We start from the raw sequence: 16191 nt of genomic DNA, 5'->3' as shown, positions 1-16191 counted from the left end.
ATGACGGGATCGAAGCCGCTTCCGGGCGTGCTGCGTTGGAACCTCGGCGACCTCACGGTCACCGCGCTCAACGACGGCTGGTTTCAGGCCAGCCTCGATCTCGTCACGGGGATCTCGAAGGAAGAAGCCGGCAAGCTGCAGATCGCGGGCTTCCGCACCGAGCAGCCCAAGATCACGCTGAATGCCTTCCTGATCACCGGCGCCGGCCGCAAGCCGGTGCTGATCGATACGGGCTACGGCGAGAGCGCACCGGCCGAGACCCTCGGTCGAGCCGGCGCAGCCCTCGCGGTCACCGGCGTGAAGCCGGAAGAGATCGAGACCGTCCTGGTCACGCACCTGCACCCCGACCACGTCGGCGGCCTGGTGTCGAACGGAGCGGCTCGTTTCCCGAACGCCGAGATCGTGGTGCATGCCGACGAGACGGCGCATTGGCTGCCGGACGAGGCGCTCTCTCGGGCGCCGGACGCAGCCAAGCCGTATTTCGAGGGCGCCCGCAAGGCGGTGGCGCCCTATGCCAAGCGGATGCGTGAGCATCGGGGCGGCGAGGTGCTGCCGGGCATCACGGCGGTCCACCTGCCAGGCCACACCCCGGGGCATTGCGGTTTCCGCATCGTCTCCGGTGGACAGTCGCTCCTGATGTGGACGGACGTGGTGCACCTGCCGGCGATCCAGTTCAAGAACCCGGAGGCGGGTGTCGGATTCGACGTCGATGGGGATCAGGCGCGGGCGACGCGCAAGGCCATCATGGACGAGGTGGCGAGCGAGCGATCCATCATCGCGGGCGCGCACCTGGAATTTCCGGCCCTGGGCTACGTGGACCGGGACGGGGCAGGCTACAGCTTCGTGCCGGCCCTCTGGGTCGGCGGCGAATAACGAGCGACTTGAATTCAGGGACCGTTCGGGGCGCCAGGGGGCGGCGCCGGACGGCCGAAGCGCGGGGACGGGCGTCGCGGATCCCGAGCATGGACGAGAGGTAGGATCGTGGTCATTCAGAAGAACTGGCAGGAACTGATCAAGCCGAACAAGCTGCAGGTCTCGACCGGCGACGACCCGAAGCGGGTCGCCACGGTCGTGGCCGAGCCGCTTGAGCGTGGCTTCGGCACCACCCTGGGCAACGCCCTGCGGCGTGTGCTCCTGTCCTCGCTCCAGGGCGCGGCCGTGACCTCGGTGCAGATCGACGGCGTGCTGCACGAGTTCTCCTCGATCCCGGGCGTCCGCGAGGACGTCACCGACATCGTCCTGAACATCAAGACGATCGCGATCCGGTCGCAGACCGATGCGCCGAAGCGCATGACCCTGCGCAAGACCGGCCCCGGCACCGTCACGGCCGGCGACATCGGCACGGTCGGCGACATCCAGATCCTGAACCCGGAGCTGGTGATCTGCACGCTGGACGACGGCGCCGAGATCCGCATGGAGTTCACGGTCGCCACCGGCAAGGGCTACGTCCCGGCCGAACGCAACCGCCCCGAGGATGCGCCGATCGGCCTGATCCCGGTGGACTCGCTGTTCTCCCCGGTGACCAAGGTCAGCTACCGCGTCGAGACCACCCGTGAGGGCCAGGATCTCGACAAGGACAAGCTGACGATGACGATCGAGACCAACGGCGCCGTGGGTCCGGAGGATGCGCTCGCCTACGCCGCGCGCATCATCCAGGACCAGCTGCAGGTCTTCGTGAACTTCGAGGATCCGCGCAAGGAAGAGGCCGCGCCGCTCGCGCCCCAGCTGCCCTTCAACCCGGCGCTGCTCAAGAAGGTCGACGAGCTGGAGCTGTCGGTCCGTTCGGCGAACTGCCTGAAGAACGACAACATCGTCTATATCGGCGACCTGATCCAGAAGTCCGAGGGCGAGATGCTGCGGACCCCGAACTTCGGCCGCAAGTCGCTCAACGAGATCAAGGAAGTGCTGGCCGGCATGGGTCTGCACCTCGGGATGGACATTCCCGGCTGGCCGCCGGAGAACATCGAAGATCTCGCCAAGCGCTTCGAAGAGCATTACTGAGGCGAAGCTGCCTCGGGCCGGAGTTGGCGGCGCTGGTCGGCGCCGTCTGCTTGGCCGATCCGGATCCGGGACTTCGCGGGCACGACGCGAAGTTTCAAGAAATCCCGCCGCGGGGTTATGCGGAATGAATGGCCCCGCTGTTGGGGCGCCCGGCCGTACCGTGGCACGGCGGCCGAGAAGAGAAGGAAGCCAGAACCATGCGTCACGGGTATCGCGGTCGCCGCTTCAACCGCACGGCTGAGCACCGCAAGGCGATGTTCGCCAACATGTCGGTCGCCCTGCTGAAGCACGAGCAGATCGTCACCACCCTGCCGAAGGCCAAGGACCTTCGTCCCGTGGTCGAGAAGCTGATCACGCTCGGCCGCATCGACAGCGTGCACACCCGCCGTCTCGCCATGGCGCAGCTGCGCGATGCCGACATGGTCAAGAAGCTCTTCGCCGTGCTCGGCCCGCGCTACGCGGGTCGCCCGGGCGGCTATTGCCGCATCATGAAGGCCGGCTTCCGCAAGGGCGACAACGCCCCGCTGGCCGTGATCGAGTTCGTCGATCGCGACGTCGAGGCCCGCGGCAAGGATTCCGGCCAGGTCGAGATCGCCGAGGCGGCCTGAGCTTAAGCTCCACCGGCCTGATCGACAAAAGCCGTCCCGGATCATCCGGGGCGGCTTTTTCGTGCGCCCGACCAGCCCAAAAAAGAACCCGCCGGCTTGCGCCGGCGGGCCTGAAGCAGGGTCCACGTTTCGATGCGTTGCGGGAGCTTGCCCTGACGGTCAGTGTCGGCCTGACCGGGAACTCGACCGCGCTGCTTCGAAACCTCTATCCCTGCTGATTCCTGTTGGGCGGATCGTCCTGATCCGGGTCGGCATCGCGCCGCCTGCCTGGGAAGATACCGTGATTGCTCATGGTTCGCCTCCAGTTCGTAACCCGGAGCAAGGCAGCTCCGTAGCGAGTCAATGAGCCGGCAACGGAGTGGTTCCCGAAAAAATGGATCCCGCGTTCGCCCGGGATGCAGCTACCCTATAAGAACGGTGGGCAGAGGCGCCGCGGTTCCGAGGTTTCAGCTCTCGCACCACGTCGCGCGTCCAACCCCGTCATTGCGAGCGCAGCGAAGCAATCCAGGGCAGCGCGCGATCCCCAAATGGTGCGGATCACTGGGTTGCTTCGCTGCGCTCGCAATGACGATTCAGCTTCCTCCCACCCGGTCCAGCAGCGCCGAGACCCGGTTCGCCAGGTCGGCGGAGCGGAAGGGCTTGGTCAGCACCGGCAGGTCGTCCGGGATCTGCATCGCCTCGGCGTGGCCGGTGAGGATCAGGACCGGCAGGCCGGGATCGCGGTCGCGGATCTCGGCGGCGAGCTCGATGCCGCTCATCCCCGGCATGGCGAGATCGGCGACGATCAGGTCGAAGCGGCCGGGGGCGAACGATTGGAGCGCAGCTTCGCCATCGCCAGCCTCGGTGGCCTGGTGGCCGAAGCCCGTGAGGAACGAGGCGGTGACGTGCCGGACCTGCGGGTCATCGTCGACCACCAGGATCCGCGCAGACCGGGACGCCACCGGGGTCTCGCCTTGCGCGCGGGCCGCCTGCTCCGGCAGCTCGGTCGCGAAGGGGAGGGCGAGTTCGACCCGGGTGCCCCGACCGACCTCGCTCTCGATAGCGAGCCGGCCCTTCGATTGCTGGGCGAGGCCGAACACCATGGCGAGCCCCAAGCCCGTGCCCTGGCCCACCGCCTTGGTGGTGAAGAACGGCTCGCAGACCCGGCGCAGGATCTCGTCGGGGATGCCGGTGCCCTCGTCGGTGACGCTGACGCCGAGATAGGAGCCGTCGGCAATCTCGGGATCGCCGGCGATGTCGAGGCGCCGGGTGGCGATGGTGATCGTGCCGCCGTCCAGCATCGCGTCCCGGGCGTTGATGCACAGGTTGAGTACGGCGAGCTCGAGCTGGTCCGGGTCGACCTGGACGGCGAGCAGGCCCTCGGTCAGTTCGGTGCGGACGGTCACCAGCCCGCCCAGGCTGCGGCCGAACAGGTCGCTCATCCCGGCGATCAGGGCGTTGACGTCCGTGGCCCGCGCCTGGAGGTCGTGGGCGCGGCTGAAGCTCAGGAGGCGCTTGGTCAGGGAGGCGCCGCGTTCGGCGGCCCCGCGGGCGTTCTCGATCAGGCGCTGCACCCGCGGCTGGTCGGCCACCTTCGGGGCGGCAAGTTCCAGGCTGCCGAGGATCGCGGTCAGCAGGTTGTTGAAATCATGCGCGATGCCGCCGGCCAGGGTGCCGAGCGCCTGCATCTTGTCGGATTGGCGCAGCCGCGCCTCCAGGGTCCGCTGCTCGGTGACGTCCCGCTCGATCGCCGCGAGGTGGCTGACCGCGCCGCCAGCGTCGCGGATCGGCACCCGGGTCACGTGGCTCCAGAGCTCGGCGCCGACCGGGCCCTCGCTGATCAGGCTCTCGGCGACCTTGCCGATGCGGATCGCGGCGGCATCCGCCTCGGTCACCGCGCCGCCCTTCGCGCCGAGGAGGTCGCCCTCGCGCTGCCCGAGGCAGCTGAAGACGTCCCGGCCGAGCAGCGTCGCCTTGCGGGCGTTGAGCCGCACGAACCGCCCGTCCGCGTCCTTGAAGCTAATGGCGTCCTGGGCGTGGTCGAGCAGGCCGCGCAGCAGCGCTCGCTCGGTGGCGAGGTCGCGGCCCAGGCGGTGGCGCTCGAAGGCCTGCCGGACCGTGGAAAGCAGCAGGCTCGCGTCCCAGGGCTTGGTGACGTAGCCGACGATGCCGCCGCGGTTGAGGGCGGCGATCACCGCGGTGATGTCGGCGTAGCCGGTGAGCAGGATCGCCTGGGCGTCGTGGAAAGCCCGGGCCTCGGCGAGCAATGCGTCGCCGGTGAGGCCGGGCATGCGCTGGTCGGAGAGCACCACCGCGATGTCGGGCTCGGCGTGCAGGATCTCGAGCGCCTCGGATGGGTTCGAGGTCGTCAACACCCGGTAGGAGTCCTCGAAGAGGTCCTCCAGGGCGATCAGGATATCCGGCTCGTCGTCGACGGCCAGGATCGTCCCACGCGGGTTGTCGAACCCCGCCCCGTGATCGTGCTGTGAATGCGTATCCGTCACCGAACCGGTGTCCATCGCGGAGGAGAATGCTCGAACTGCCGTGCCTTCACTCATGCGCTGGCCGCCTGCCGCGGAATGCCGATCACGAAGCAGGCTCCCCCGTCTGGCGCCGCCTCCACGGTGAGCGAGCCGCTATGCGCCTGAACGACGCTGTAGGCAATCGCAAGACCCAAGCCGGTGCCTGAACCCACGGGCTTTGTCGTGAAGAATGGCTCGAAGATCTTCTCACGCAGATCTTCCGGGATGCCAGGACCAGTATCGCTAATCCGGATCTCGTCGATCTCGGGGTTCGAGAGGGTATCGATCCGGATTATGCCGCCCCCCGGCATGGCGTCGGCGGCGTTGCCGAGGATGTTCATCACCACCTGGTTGAGCAGTGCGGGGGTGCAGTGGATCTCGGGGCGTCCGGCGAAGCTGCGCTCCACGGCGATCCGGTCGCCGAGCTTGTGCTGGATCAGGGCCAGCACGGTCTCGATCGCCTCGGGCACGTTGACGAGCGCCCGCTCGCCCTCGTCGAGGCGCGAGAACTTGCGCAGGTTGAGCACGAGGTCCTGGATCCGGGTCAGCCCCATCCGCATCGAGCCGACCCGCTGGCGGGCCTTGTCGATGGCGCGGGCGGCGCGCTCCGGGGCCGCGGTGGGCAATTCGTTGAGCAGCCGCTCGACCGTGCCCTGGTGGGCCAGGATGAAGGCCAGGGGGTTGTTGATCTCGTGGGCGATGCCGGCGACCAGCTCGCCGAGCGAGGCCATCTTGGCGGCCTGGACCAGCTTGGCCTGGGCCTCGGTGATCTGGCGGTTGGCTTCGGCGAGGTCGCGGTTGGCCCGCTCCAGGGCGTCGGCGAGACGGGCGCGGGCCTCGGAAGCCTCGGCCTCGGCGCGGGCACGCTCCACCGCCCGCTCGCGCTCGCCGAACTGGCCGGCGATGCGGCGGTCGTCCTCCTCCAGCAGGCGGCGGCGCACGAAGCCGCGCACCCGCAGGGCCAGCACCTCGGCATCGGTCTTGGAGACCACGTCGTCGGCGCCGGCCGCGAAGGCCTCGACCAGAAAATCCTTGGCCGGATCGCTGCCGGCAATGCCCACGAGATGGAAGCCGGCGCCGGCCGCCTGGCCGGAGCGGCGCTGACTGATCGCCCGGCACAGGGTCAGCCCGTCATAGGCGTGGCCGAGCAGGTCGATGGTCACGCAGTCGAACGCGTCCTCGCCGACGCCGTCGAGGGCCTTGAGCGCGGCCTCCGGCCCGTCGGCGGTGGCGACGTGGTGGCCCTCCTGTCCGAGCAGGCCCGCCAGGAAGGTCCGGTAGGTGAGGCTGCCGTCGATCACCAGGATCCGACCGCGTCGGAAGGCGGCGGCCCCAGGGCCCTCGCCGTCGGCGGCGGGCCGGCGCTCGCGCCGGAGGGCGCGAATGCGCAGGATCATCAGGTCGCGGTCGGCGGATTTCGGCAGGTAAGCGTCGGCGCCGCTCTCCAGGCCCTTCCGCTCGCCGCCACCGCCGCCTGTGAGCATCAGCACCGGCAGGGCCCGCGTGCGCAGAGACAGGCGCATCTGGCGGATCAGCTCGTCGCCGTCCATGCCGGGCAGGTGGTAATCGGCCACGACGAGGTCGGGCTGGCTGCGATTGAGATGGTCGAGGGCGGCCTCGGCCGAGGGGCAGCGCTCCACCGCAAAGCCGTGGGCCTCCAGAAGAAGGCGCAGCTCCAGGGCCTGCGTCTCGGAATCCTCGACCAGCAGGATCCGGGCGGGCCCGTCCTGGGCGGCGGCCTCGCTCCGGCTCACGGCCGGGCCCCGGGATCGGCCAGCCGCAGGACGTGATCGCCGATCCGGTCGAGGGGGAGGACCGACCGGGCAGCGCCGAGCCGCACCGCCGCCGCCGGCATGCCATAGACGACCGCGGTGCTCTCGTGCTCGGCCACGGTCTGGGCGCCGGCCCGGTGCATGTCGGCCAGCCCGACGGCGCCGTCCTCGCCCATCCCGGTAAGCAGCACGCCGATCCCCGAGGCGCCGACCTGGCGCGCCAGCGAGCGGAACAGCACCGTGGCGGCCGGGCGCTGGCCGGAGACGGCCTCGGTCGCGACCACCCGCATCACCCGGCCGGAGCCGATCTCCAGGTGCCGGTCGCCGGGGGCCACGTAGACCCGGCCGGGTTCGGCCCGCTCGCCGTCCTGGGCCAGGGAAACCGGCAGGGCGACGACACTGTCGAGCCAGTTCGCAAACCCCTCCATGAAGGCCGCGCCCATATGCTGGACCACCAGCACCGGCAGCGGAAAGGTTTTGGGGAGTGCGCCGATCACCCGGGCGAGCGCCGGCGGGCCGCCCGTGGACGCCCCGATCGCCAGGAGGCTCGGAGCCTGCCCGACCGGATCGGCGGGGGGCGCGAAGGAGGCGGCGCTGGTGCGACCGGCCCATTCGGTGCCGATCGGCCGGCGCCGGATCACCGGGACCTGAGCCATGATCCGCAATTGCGTGCAGATCTCGCCCGCCACAGCCTCGTAGCCGGCATGGGTCGTAGCCACGGGCTTCTCGACCACCGAGAGGGCGCCGGCGCGCAGCGCGTTCATGGAGATCCGCAGCGAGGAATCCTCCACCGCGTCAGCGACCACGACGATCGGCGTCGGGTGCTCGGCCATGATCCGGCGGGTGGTCTCCAGACCGTCGATGCCGGGCAGGCGGATATCCATGGAGATCACGTCGGGCCGCACCGCCTGGAGGCTCGACAGCGCCTCCTCGCCGGAGGCCACGGCGGCGACCAGCTCCAGCCGGGGATCGCGCGACACGATGTAGCGCAGAAGCTCGCGCACCACGAGGCTGTCTTCGACAAGCATGACCCGGACGGGCGTCATAGCAGCTGTCCGATCGTGTCGAGCAGCTGGCGCTGGTCGAAGGTCTGCTTGGTCAGGTAGGCGTCGGCCCCGAGGTCGAGGCCGCGGGCCACGTCGGCCTCATCCCCGCGCGAGGTCATCAGGATCGTCGGCAGCCGGGCGAAGCGCGTGTCGGCGCGAAGCGCCTTCAGCAGGCCGAATCCGTCGAGGCGCGGCATCTCCACGTCGACGAGCACGAGATTGATGGGCTCGATCTCGGCACGCAGCCGGTCGAGGGCGTCCTGACCGTCGACGCAGACGACCACGCGGTAGCCGGCGGCTTCCAAGATGCCCTTCTCCAAGGTCCGGGTGGTGATCGAATCGTCGACGACCAGGATGGTCGCCCGCGCGGCGGCACGGGGTGCGGTCGTCGAACGTGGAGCCTGCGCCATCGTTCCGGGCGACAAGCCCGCCGATGTCGCGGCCCGGGCGGCGAGGCCCTCGGGGTCGAGGACCAGCACGGGGACGTCGCCGGCCACGACCGCCGTGCCGGCGATCAGGCCGGGATCGGCCCCGAAGGCCGGGGCGGGCAGGACCAGGAGCGCGCGGACATCGTGCAGGCGATCGACCCCCAGCGCCAGCCGGCCGCCGCCGGCCCGGAGCAGCACCGCCGTCAGGATCGTCGGGTCCTGACCGGCGGAGTCCTGCGCCTGTCCCAGGATCGCGGCGAGATCGGTGACCGGGTGGTTGGTGGCCGCCTCGCCCGCGCCGATCCGGACCATGGTGCGGCCCAGGGCGAGGGGCAGGTCGGCGCGGTCGAGGCGCAGCAGGCGCTCCACCGCGCCGCCCGGCAGGGCGTAGGTACGCCCGGCCGATTCGACCAGCAGCAGGCTACGCCGGGCCGCCGAGAGCGGCAGGCTGAAGACCAGGGCGGTGCCGGCGGGCTGGCGCGGCTCCAGGCGGACGCTGCCCTGAAGCTGGCGCGCCGCATCCGCCGCGACCGACAGGCCGTAGCCGCGCCCCGACAGGGTATCGACCGCCTCCGCGGTGGAGAAGCCGGGCTCGAACACGAGGCGCAGCAGGGTCTCGGGATCGGCGGCCTCCCCGGGGGACAGCAGTCCCCGGTCCCGGGCGGTGGCCTCGATCCGGGCGAGGTCCGGACCCGGCCCGTCATCGTGGACCGTGACCTGAAGGCGCGCACCGCGCACCGCGACCTCCAGCCCGAGCGCCAAAGCCTCGGGCTTGCCGGCGGCGCGGCGGATCTCCGGGCCCTGCCAGCCGTGGCTCAGGGCGTTGCGCAGGGCGTGCAGCAGCGGATCCTTCAGGGCCTGGAGCAGGCCGCGCTCCACCGGCAGGTCGAGGCCGCGCAGATCGAGATCGACGTCGCGGCCCTGTTCCCGGGCGGTCTCGCGGATCGAGCGGGCGAGGGGGCCGAGGACGGTCTCGGCCGGCACCAGGGCGAGGCGCTCGGCTTCGGCACGGACGCGGAACGCCGCGCCCTCGACCGCGCTGGTGGCGGCGGCCTGGCGCCGGGACAGCTCCGCGGCATCCCGAGCGAAGCCGCCGAGACGCGCTGCCAGCGCCCGCAAGTCCGGTCGTTCCGCCTCGAATTTATCAGCCAGTGCCTCGGCGACGACACGCAGATCCCGGGCGAGGCGGGCAAGGCGCGCCAGACCCTCGGCGGCGGGGGCCTGGGCCGCCAGGGTGCTGGTCAGGTCGTGGCTCGCCCGGGCCAGGGCCTCCACGGCCTCCCCGGGCACGCGCAGGATCGCAGCGCCGGGTTCGGCAGGCTCGGAAGGCGGCGCCGGGGCGGAGGCGGCTGGAGCGGGCGGCGCTGAGGCGGACGGCGCGGGGGGGTCGCCGCGACGCGCGGGGGGCTCAGGGGCGGCCGGGGCTGGTGCGGGTTCGGGAGCCTCTCCGGGCAGGCCGAGGCATTGCCCGAGGGCCGACAGGGCGTCGGCGGGCATGTCCGGCCCCGCGCCGTCCTGAAGGCCGGACACGTAGGTCTCGATCCGGTCGAGGGCGAGCTGGACGGCGTTGGCGGCGGCGCGATCGAGGGCCTGGGCGCCGGTACGGACCCGCTCGAACAGCGTCTCCAGCCGGTGGGCGACGGCCTCCACGGGCGGCAGGTCGACGGCGCGGGCGGCGCCCTTCAGGCTGTGGGCGCGGCGGAACACGTCGTTCCAGTCCGGCGTCGCGCTCCCGAGCGCGGCCCGGATCGCCGTGATGTGCTCGCGGTGCTCGACCTCGAAGGCCGCGAGCAGGAGCTGGCGAATATCGACGGCCAAGGCGGCGCCCGCCCTCAGTGCCGGTAGCGTTCGGCCAGGGCCATGAGGGCCTGGGCGAGTTCGGTGAGGTTGGCCGAGGCGGTCTCGACCTCGCGGGTGCCGGCCGCCGTTTGCTGGCTGGCCTGGCGGATGTTCTGCAGCGCGCCCATCACCTGCTCGATCCCGAGCTGCTGCTGGTTGGTCGAGGCCACGATCTGCTGGAACGTCTGGACGTTCTCCTCCACCCGCGCCGTGATCTCCTCGATCGTCCGCTGCGTCGTGTCCGAGCGGGTCTTGCCCGAGGCCGCGCGCTTGACCGCCTCCTCGGTGAGCATCACCGAGGTGTTGATGCCCCGCTGGATCTCGCCCAGCAGCCCCCGGACCTGGCCGGTGGCCGCCTTGGCCTGGTCGGCGAGCAGCTTCATCTCCGAGGCCACCACGGCGAAGCTGCGCCCGCTCTCGCCGGCCGCGGCCGCCTCGATGGCGGCGTTGAGCGCCAGGAGATGGGTGCGCTCGGAGATGTCGTTGACCGTCTCGATGATGTCGCCGATCGTCTGGGTCTTCTCCGACAGGCTGACGATGTTGCCGGCCACGGCCTCGGCCTGCTCGCGGATCGCGTCCATGGCCTTGGCGGTGTCGGAGACGGCGCGCAGGCCCTGGCGGGAGGTCTGGGCGGTGGCCTGGGCGGTGGCGATGACCTCGGTGGCGCGCTTGCCGATCTGGGCGCCGGAATGGGTGATCTCGTCGACGGTGGCCGCGGTCTCCTGCACGGCGGCGAACTGCTCCTCGACGGACGCGGCCTGCTGCTGCGCCGAGGCCCGGATCTCGGCGGCGGCGGCGTTCAGGTCGGCGGTGGCCGCCCGGTTGGTCCGGGCGAGGTCCGACAGGCCCGACACCATGGCGTTGAGGGTCCGCCCGAGGCGGGCGATCTCGTCGCCGCCGCGCACGTCGAGCTGCCCGGCGAGGTCCCCCGAGCCCACGCGTTCGACGAACCCCATCACCGTCTCGAGCGGGCGCACCACCGCACGGCGGATAAGCCACGTGACGATCATCGCCAGCAGCACGGCGGCCGCGAGGGTCAGGTAGATCGAGAGGCGCGAGCGCTCGTAGACCTCGTGCGCCGCGCGCTGTCCCAGGGCCATGCTGCCGTCGAGCAGGGTGCGCAGATTGGTGATGCCGCCGAGGAACGGCGCCTGCAGTCGGCCGATCTCGTCGTTGCGCGCCTCGACGGCGGCGACATCCTGGTTGGCGATGGCGGCGAACTGCGCCTCGCTCACGCTCCGGACATCCCGGAACGAGCGCTGCACCTCGGTGGCCGCCGCGGCGATCCGGTCCCAGGCGGCGTTGCGCTCGGCGGAGATCGAGATCGTCCGGTACTCGCTGGCGAGCTGGACCGTGGTGGCGAGGCCGGCCTCGACCTTGGCGGCGGTCTGGCGCCACGCCGCCACGTTGTCGTCGGCGCGCGCCGGCCGGCCTTGCGCCTGCGACAGCATCGCGATCACGGCGTTGCGGCGCAGGAGCCCCAGGTCGCGGGCCTGGTTGCCCAGATCGTCGAGCTGGCGCAGCACCGACATGTCGCGCCGGACGATGGCGTCGGTGGTGTCGCGCACCGCCCCGATCTGCTCCAGCGCGTAGAAGCCGAGCGCCACGATCACCACCGTGACGGCGACGAAGCCGAGGAGGATGCGTCTTCCGATCGAGAACGTCACGGTCGGGGCTAACTCCGGTGGTGGGGCGCGGATGCGCGGATCAGGGCGTTAGGGCAGGACGCGGCGCAGGAGGCGGGGCAGGTCGACGACGACGAAATCCGGTCGGCCGTCGCGGGCCGAAGCGGGGGCATAGCCCGAAGCGGCGGCGTTGCCCAACCCGGCGGGGTCGGCCTCGGCTGTCGCCCCTGCGGCGGAGGGTCCCGGGGCGGCGGCGATCCCGAGCACCCGGTCGACCGCCAGAGCCACGGGCTGTGCCTGGGCGGCGCGCAGCACGACGAGATGGCCGGCGCCCAGCTCGGCGTCCGGCGGCTCCGGCCGGCCGAGGGTCCGGGCGAGGCCGAGAACGCCGACGATCCGGCCCGAGAGGGCGATCAGGCCCAGCAGCGCCGGCACGGCCCCGGGCATCGGCGTGGATGGGCGCATCGGCAGCACCTGCGCGACCGCCGCGAGGGGAATCCCGTAGCGCTCGGTCCCGCAGGCGCAGACGAGGTGGTCGATGCCGTCCACGGCCCCCACGGCAGCGGCTTGCCGCCGGGCGAGCGCGGCGGCGCGCTCGGCCTTGAGGTCCCGCTCGGACTTGCGGGATCGGCTCCGCTCCGGTGCGCTCGGGCGCGCGTCCATTTAAAAGCTCCCGCTGCCTGGGCCGCGATACGGGCCGAGCCCGGTGCGGGCTGCGGCGGCCCCGGCCGCGACCTCGCCGGCCACCGCGCCATCACCCTCGCGGAGGGGCGTCTCCGGCTCGAGGGCCTGACTCAGCGCGACGGCGTTGTCGAGGGCGCGCGCGGCCTCCTCGGCACGCCCCATCGCCATCAGCAGCAGGCCGAGATGGTAATGGGCCATGACGAAACCCCGGTCGAGATAGAGCGCCGCCCGGAAGGCCCGCTCGGCCTCGACGTCCCGACCGAGGGTGCGGGCGAGCAGGCCCTCGTAGAAGCGCAAGGACGGATCGGTCGGATCCCGTTCCAGAGCGCCGGGCAGCAGCCGCCAGGCGGTGCCGGTCTCGCCGGCATCGGCCAGGGCGCGGATCTGGGCGAGGTCGCCGGCCTGCACGGGGTCATCGCCACGATCGAGGCTCACGGCGATGGCGGGCAGGGGCGCGGGCGGAACGAGAATAGCGACGGCCGTTTCAGCGGGCTCACGCGGCGGGTCCGCCGCCAGGGGGTGGGACGCCGGCCAGGGCGGTTCGACGGCGAGCGGCAGCGGCCAGGGCACGGGCGGCGGGACGGCATCGGCGAGACGCCGGTAGGCGACGGTGCCGGGCAGGCTGACCGGATCGAGGAACCCCGAAAAGGTCGGGTTCGGCTCGGCATGGCCAAGGAGTATCCAGCCGTCCGGGCGAAGCCGGCGTCCGAGGCCGCGCACCACCGCGGCCACCGTCTCGGCCTCGAAATAGATCAGTACGTTGCGGCACAGGATCAGGTCGAACCCCTCGCCGGGCGGCCGCTTCGGCTCGATCAGGCTCAGGAGGTTGCCGCGCTCGAACCGCACCAGGGTGCGGAATTCCGGCCGCAGGGCGTAGCCGCCCTCCCGGCGGATCCCGGGCGCGGGAGGCAAGCGGGTGAAGTAGCGCAGCCGGTCCTCCGGCGGCATGGTGCGGAGCGCCCAGCGGCCGTACACGGCCGCCCGGGCGGTCGCCAGCGCCTCGACGCTGATATCGGTGCCGAGGATCGCGATCCGCCAGTCGGGCAGGGCATCGCCCAGGGCCTCGCGGACCAGGATCGCCAGGGAATAGGGCTCGGCCCCGGTGGAGCAGCCGGCGCTCCAGATCCGCAGGGTGCGGTCGAGGCTGCGCGCCGCGATCAGCGCCGGCAGGATCGTCTGGCGCAGGGCCTGGAACTGCTCCGCGTACCGGAAGAAGAAGGTCTCGCCGACGGTGATCTCGGCCTCGAGCTGGGACCATTCCGCCTCGCCCTTGGACCGGTCGGCCAGGAGCGCGGTGTAGGCGGCGCAATCGGCGACCGCATTGGCCCGGAAGCGTCGGCGCAGGCGCTCGATCAGCAGCTCGTCCTTGTCGATGTAATAGTGGTGGCCGGTGCGCGCGATGATCCGCGCCTTGAGCGCGGCATAGGCCGGGTCGTCAGCCGCCTCGGGACGGAACGGAGCGGGGCGCGGCATCGCCGGATCACGCGGTTGCGGGCAGGGCGGCCAGGCGCTCGGCCGCGGCCTGGGTCAGCGCCGCGACCCGGGCCCGCTCCTGGGCGGTCAGGAGGCTCGCAGGGACCAGGGCGTGCACGAGCCGGTCGCCGATCACGAGCTCGGCGGCGACGCAGCCGTTGAGCGTGCCGTCCTGCTCGGACGGCCGGATCGCGGAGTCGGGCACGATCACGAGATCGGCGGCGCGATCGACCAGGTAGGCGACGGAATCGTCCCGGGTGAGCACCAGATGCGCGTAGAGGCCCGGGGCGGTGGCGGCCGGGCGCAGGCCGAGCAAGGGCGCCAGATCGACCACCGGGATCGGCGCGCCGCCGAGATTGAGGAAGCCGGCGAGCCAGCCGCCGGTGGCCGGGGGCGTGTGCAGGTCCGGCAGGGGCAGGATCTCGGAGACGGAGGCGCGAGGCAGGGCGCACGGCGTGCCGGCCACATCGAGGAGCAGATAGGCCGAACCGCTGCTGGCCAAAGCCGCCCCTCCTGTAAGCCCCACGGTCACGGTCGCGCCGGGCCCGCTCGCGAGATAGGCCCACGGCCGGCGGCAGGCAATCGTCCACAATCGGATCGCGGAACCGGGGAACCATGTCTCCCCTCAGCCGCTTATTTTCCGACGCAGCGGCAAAGCCCCAGACGTTGGGCGACGCCTCGCCTGCGCCTGTCTTACGCCAGGGATCGATCATGAAGAAACTGCTGTTGGCCGCCGCGTCGCTGACGCTGCTCGCGGGCTCCGCTTACGCCCAGGGTAATGCGCCCTACAACAATTCCGGCGCCCAGGCTGGCGGCCCCCGCGGCGGCATGGAGCGGGCCGGCGAAGCCGCCGCCATGGAGCGGGGCGCAGTTGCGCCGACCGAGCGCCCGATGATGCGCAAGCGCATGAAGCACAAGCGCATGATGAAGCATCACCGCCGGATGCGTCACCACCAGATGTGATCAGGCCGGGATGGCCGCACGCGGCCTCTACCGGACGATCTGGCCTGTCGCGCTCGCGGCAGGCCTTTTTTTGTGGGGTTTTTCCGGCGTGGTTCGGATGCTCCACTGCGAGGATGACACGTGCCCTCCCTCCCCCGCAGAGGGGGAGGGAGACGCGCCTGTGACCGACCGAACACCGCGTAGTCCGGTGAGGAAGTTGCCCGCGCCACGGTCTACCGGTGTTGAGAATCCTGTCCTCTACCCGAGCGATCCGGTTGCCCCACCGCCCCGGCAGGTCCACTCTCGTTACGAAAGCCGCCACACCCGCAGGATGTTCGAAAACGAACATCTGCACCTGTAGGGCGGCCCGAGGAACGCCAGGAGTCTCGATGTCACGCCCGCTCGACCGGAAATCCGAGGACAGGGTCGAGGCAACCGGGGTCGAGGGGCGGCGGTGCGCCATCGTGGCGGCGGTGCGCCAGCGGGGCTTCGTCACTATCGAGGCCCTGGCCGCGCAATTCGGCGTCACCGTGCAGACGATCCGGCGGGATCTCAACGAACTGAGCGCGGAAGGGCGGCTGGAGCGCTACCGGGGCGGCGGCGGGCTGCCGTCGAGCGTCGAGAACATCGACTATGCCGATCGCCGGGTAACCCTCCTGCCGGAGAAGACCCGGATCGGCCGGCTGGCGGCCGCCCGGATCCCGTCGCACTGCTCGGTCTTCGTCAATATCGGCACGACCCCCGAGGCCGTGGCCCGCGAATTGACCCGGCACGACGACCTCAGCGTCATCACAAACAACCTCAACGTGGCTCTGTCGCTCGCCGAGGCAACGGAATTCCACATCGTCGTGGCCGGCGGCACTGTGCGCAACCGCGACGGCGCGGTGCTGGGCCAGCTCACCTGCGACACGCTCAGCCAGTTCCGGGTGGACGTGGCGGTGATCGGCATCAGCGGCATCGATGCCGACGGCGCGCTGCTCGACTACGATTACGAGGAGGTGCGGGCGACGCAGACCATCCTGGCCCATGCCCGCAAGACCTTCCTGGTCGCCGACCACACCAAGTTCACCCGGCGACCGATGGTGCAGGTCGGGCGTCTGGATCAGGTCGACACGTTCTTCACCGACCGGATGCCGCCGCCCGAGGTCGTCGCGATGATCGAGCGCCAGGGCGTCACCCTGGCGGTGGCCGACGACGAACCGTAACGAACATGTGCTTTTTCGCTTGCGAAAATCGGCAGGCGGCTCAATATGTCCTGAACCTGCCATCGAG

General features: G+C 71.3%; 13 protein-coding genes. 5 read left to right on the top strand and 8 right to left on the bottom strand.

Annotation, left to right across the window (positions count from 1 at the left end):
- The 3 genes from AO398_RS11685 (at nt 1) to rplQ (ending at nt 2609) form a co-directional block, all read left to right on the top strand.
- Nucleotides 1-873, top strand: coding sequence for an MBL fold metallo-hydrolase (locus AO398_RS11685; RefSeq protein WP_058192227.1), 873 nt, complete (start codon nt 1-3; stop codon nt 871-873).
- Nucleotides 874-981: 108 nt separating this feature from the next.
- Nucleotides 982-2001 carry a DNA-directed RNA polymerase subunit alpha gene (locus AO398_RS11680; RefSeq protein WP_007557610.1) on the top strand — a complete coding sequence of 340 codons (1020 nt, stop codon included), beginning with the start codon at nt 982-984 and terminating at the stop codon, nt 1999-2001.
- A 197-nt stretch (nt 2002-2198) separates the two neighbouring features.
- Nucleotides 2199-2609, top strand: coding sequence for a 50S ribosomal protein L17 (gene rplQ / locus AO398_RS11675; RefSeq protein ID WP_058192226.1), 411 nt, complete (start codon nt 2199-2201; stop codon nt 2607-2609).
- Nucleotides 2610-3181: 572 nt separating this feature from the next.
- Here the strand turns inward: rplQ and AO398_RS11670 are convergent.
- Genes AO398_RS11670 through AO398_RS11635 form a run of 8 tightly spaced genes read right to left on the bottom strand, consistent with a single transcriptional unit; the run spans nt 3182 to nt 14479 of the window.
- Nucleotides 3182-5146, bottom strand: coding sequence for a response regulator (locus tag AO398_RS11670; RefSeq protein ID WP_244498739.1), 1965 nt, complete (start codon nt 5144-5146; stop codon nt 3182-3184).
- Nucleotides 5143-6864, bottom strand: coding sequence for a response regulator (locus tag AO398_RS11665; RefSeq protein ID WP_058192225.1), 1722 nt, complete (start codon nt 6862-6864; stop codon nt 5143-5145). The genes AO398_RS11670 and AO398_RS11665 overlap by 4 nt, the downstream gene beginning before the upstream one ends.
- Nucleotides 6861-7928 carry a chemotaxis-specific protein-glutamate methyltransferase CheB gene (gene cheB, locus AO398_RS11660; RefSeq protein WP_058192224.1) on the bottom strand — a complete coding sequence of 356 codons (1068 nt, stop codon included), beginning with the start codon at nt 7926-7928 and terminating at the stop codon, nt 6861-6863. Before cheB ends, AO398_RS11665 begins: the two co-directional genes overlap by 4 nt.
- The gene (locus AO398_RS11655) at nt 7925-10174 is read right to left on the bottom strand and encodes a response regulator (RefSeq protein WP_058192223.1); all 2250 of its coding nucleotides are present in this window, start codon (nt 10172-10174) and stop codon (nt 7925-7927) included. Before AO398_RS11655 ends, cheB begins: the two co-directional genes overlap by 4 nt.
- 14 nt (nt 10175-10188) lie before the next feature.
- Nucleotides 10189-11862, bottom strand: coding sequence for a methyl-accepting chemotaxis protein (locus AO398_RS11650; RefSeq protein ID WP_058192222.1), 1674 nt, complete (start codon nt 11860-11862; stop codon nt 10189-10191).
- A 48-nt stretch (nt 11863-11910) separates the two neighbouring features.
- Nucleotides 11911-12483 carry a chemotaxis protein CheW gene (locus AO398_RS11645; RefSeq protein WP_058192221.1) on the bottom strand — a complete coding sequence of 191 codons (573 nt, stop codon included), beginning with the start codon at nt 12481-12483 and terminating at the stop codon, nt 11911-11913.
- The gene (locus tag AO398_RS11640) at nt 12484-13977 is read right to left on the bottom strand and encodes a CheR family methyltransferase (protein ID WP_058192220.1); all 1494 of its coding nucleotides are present in this window, start codon (nt 13975-13977) and stop codon (nt 12484-12486) included. It abuts the gene before it with no gap.
- Between the two features lie 7 nt (nt 13978-13984).
- Complete coding sequence (locus AO398_RS11635; RefSeq protein ID WP_058192219.1) at nt 13985-14479, bottom strand: chemotaxis protein CheW; 495 nt, start codon at nt 14477-14479, stop codon at nt 13985-13987.
- A gap of 209 nt (nt 14480-14688) precedes the next feature.
- On the opposite strand from AO398_RS11635, the gene AO398_RS11630 reads away from it, so the two are divergent.
- On the top strand, nt 14689-14940 hold the full coding sequence (locus AO398_RS11630) for a hypothetical protein (RefSeq protein WP_058192218.1): 252 nt from the start codon (nt 14689-14691) through the stop codon (nt 14938-14940).
- Between the two features lie 368 nt (nt 14941-15308).
- Complete coding sequence (locus tag AO398_RS11625) at nt 15309-16124, top strand: DeoR family transcriptional regulator (protein ID WP_058192217.1); 816 nt, start codon at nt 15309-15311, stop codon at nt 16122-16124.
- The last annotated feature ends 67 nt before the right edge of the window (nt 16125-16191 follow it).

This window comes from Methylobacterium sp. GXS13 (assembly GCF_001455965.1).
Taxonomy (GTDB): Bacteria; Pseudomonadota; Alphaproteobacteria; order Rhizobiales; family Beijerinckiaceae; genus Methylobacterium.
The sequence above is the reverse complement of the archived record's forward strand: the minus strand, read 5'-3'. Positions and strand labels throughout refer to the sequence as shown.